Origin of the sequence: Microbacterium paludicola, assembly GCF_039529675.1 — a bacterium.
Lineage (GTDB): Bacteria > Actinomycetota > Actinomycetes > Actinomycetales > Microbacteriaceae > Microbacterium > Microbacterium paludicola.
Genome location: NZ_BAAANG010000023.1, coordinates 1 through 672 on the forward strand (window position 1 = coordinate 1; position 672 = coordinate 672).

General features: G+C 68.8%; 2 protein-coding genes. Both read left to right on the top strand.

Annotated features, from left to right (window positions below):
• Positions 1 to 238: hypothetical protein (locus ABD161_RS11490; protein ID WP_344002892.1), on the top strand; the 238-nt coding region annotated here is incomplete at its 5' end.
• A gap of 15 nt (positions 239 to 253) precedes the next feature.
• Positions 254 to 622, top strand: coding sequence for a hypothetical protein (locus tag ABD161_RS11495; RefSeq protein WP_344002895.1), 369 nt, complete (start codon positions 254 to 256; stop codon positions 620 to 622).
• Positions 623 to 672: the final 50 nt, after the last annotated feature.

The following is a 672-nucleotide window of genomic DNA, read 5'->3' on the forward strand; positions in this document are numbered from 1 at the left end:
AACACCGATGAAGATCACCCCGGCCGACCTGCCGAAGTACCCCGCCGTGGGGTTCGGCGTGAGCGGGCAGCTCGACAACGCCGCCCGACGCATCACCGCGACCGCCCAGCAGCTCGACGCCGCGCTCGACCAGACCGTGGAGCAGTTCGGGCGCGCCTTCGCCGCTGAGGATCGCCACGCCGCGACCCGCAGCCGTATCCGCGCCACCGTCGACAGCAACAAGCGTCGCAACTTCTGAGACAAGGAGGACAACATGCCTGAGTTCGAGATGCAGACCGGTGGCCCCGTCGTCACCATTGGCCCCGACTCGCTGGACGCGGTGCGAATCCGCGTGCGCGAGGCGACCTACCCCAACGCGGAGACCGAGCGGCGGATGATCGACGCCGTCGACCGAGCAGCGTTCGATCGAGTGCGATTCGTGGAGCAGGGCCTGATCGAGAACGCGCGTCGCACGATCCCGCGCCACGATGAACGGGTGCGCGAGGCGGGCGAGATCACCGAGGCGCTGAACGGCCTGGCCGAGCGGCTGGCCCGGGGCGCGTCTCCAACCGAGGTTGCGGAGGAGTTCCAGAAGGTCCAGGCCCGCGCCATCCGCGCACAGCAGCGCCTAGGGCGTGTCTGACAAATAGTTCGGCGGCGCGCTGAGAGTCTGAGGTCGTGACGCGGTTTCAG

Excerpts from the sequence above, each read along its gene's own strand:
- ABD161_RS11495 (WP_344002895.1), top strand. The coding sequence starts at position 254 with ATGCCTGAGTTCGAGATGCAGACCGGTGGCCCCGTCGTCACCATTGGC.